The organism is Priestia sp. P5_B4 (assembly GCF_056400385.1).
In genome coordinates this window covers 1-1,319 of the sequence record NZ_JBFULJ010000987.1, presented here as the reverse complement: position 1 = coordinate 1,319, position 1,319 = coordinate 1, and the positions used below count along the sequence as shown (strand labels likewise).

At 33.1% G+C, this 1,319-nt stretch carries 2 protein-coding genes; one reads left to right on the top strand and one right to left on the bottom strand.

The window, feature by feature from the left end:
- Positions 1-21 precede the first annotated feature (21 nt).
- Complete coding sequence (locus AC1DRF_RS28120; RefSeq protein ID WP_162837702.1) at positions 22-168, top strand: hypothetical protein; 147 nt, start codon at positions 22-24, stop codon at positions 166-168.
- A gap of 95 nt (positions 169-263) precedes the next feature.
- On the opposite strand, the gene AC1DRF_RS28115 is transcribed toward AC1DRF_RS28120, so the two are convergent.
- A complete protein-coding gene (locus tag AC1DRF_RS28115; protein ID WP_427076784.1) occupies positions 264-536 on the bottom strand; it encodes an HU family DNA-binding protein in 273 nt (90 codons plus the stop codon).
- Positions 537-1,319: the final 783 nt, after the last annotated feature.

Genomic DNA, 1,319 nt, shown 5'->3' with positions numbered 1-1,319 from the left:
GCCTAAAGGTGGTGAGTACTTATGAAAAACAGGGATAAAAGACGAAAAAAGAAACGTGATTTTTTAAAGGATTACTTAAAAAACAAGTTAGGTAATTGGAAACCTGGACTTGGCAAAGAGCCTACCTCAAACTCTAAGACGACACAAGAAAATAGAAACCTTGATTAGGTAATATTTGTGTGTAGGTATTTAGAAGTTTTTCACCGTGAAAAATAGCCCCCTTTAGAAGTCTATCTCTAGAGAGGGCTGATTATAAGACATATTTATTTAACGGCTTCTTTTAATTCTTTTCCTGGTTTAAAAGCAGGAGCCTTTGAAGCCGGAATTGTCATTTCCTCACCTGTTTGAGGGTTACGACCTGTACGGGCTGCACGTTCACGTACTTCAAATGTTCCAAATCCAATCAACTGAATTTTTTCTTCTTTCGCAAGTGTGTTAGAAATCGTCTCAAACAACGCTTCCACAGCTTTTTTAGCGTCTTGCTTTGATAGTTCTGCTTGTGTAGCAACTGCATCTACTAGTTCAGTTTTCTTCATATTCAAACACCTCATCCTCTTATTTTAGATCATATGTAGAGATGCTAACATATCATAGCTTCTACACACTTGTCACTTCATAAGGTTAGGTAAAAGGGAGATGATTTTTTAATTTAGCTCAAACTAATATCATATTTCCCAACCGCCTAAATTCTAATAAGCCTTTGCTCCCGTTGAGCAAAGGCTACTTTTTTGGCGAGTTTCTTCTATAAAATATGTCATTTTGAAAAGACTTTTGTGTAAGTGAAATTAGTCGATCTAAAAGGATGGATCTTTTTAGATCGACTAATTTTTTATGACTCTTTCGAGAGGCAATCATGAGTATGAACTCTATTAGCAGCAACTACAAACCTTGATTTTCCTTCTTGGCATTCATGAGCGATTTCGATATCGCCACAATAAGGACAAGTGAGGTATCCTCTGGATTGCAAATGATTAAAGCTAATTATTTCCTCAGGTTTAAAAACGTCCATTCTTATTCCATAATGAGTACAAGCAACTTTTTTATGCTTATCATAGGATTTCTTCCTCCTCCTTCTTATTGTGTATTGGTTCATTATTAGTATATAAGATGTTCATGGATAATTTAAACTTTTTAGTTAATTCGTCTCAAATATTTAGAAAATTAAATTGTAAAGGAATTATTGAACAAAAGAGTTAAAGATAAATTCTACTTGTATACATTAAGAAACGTATTCTCATCACAACGAACATCAAACTAAAAATAATAAACGTGAGATATCTTTAAAATAACTTATTAAATAAATTATTAATGCTTTTTAT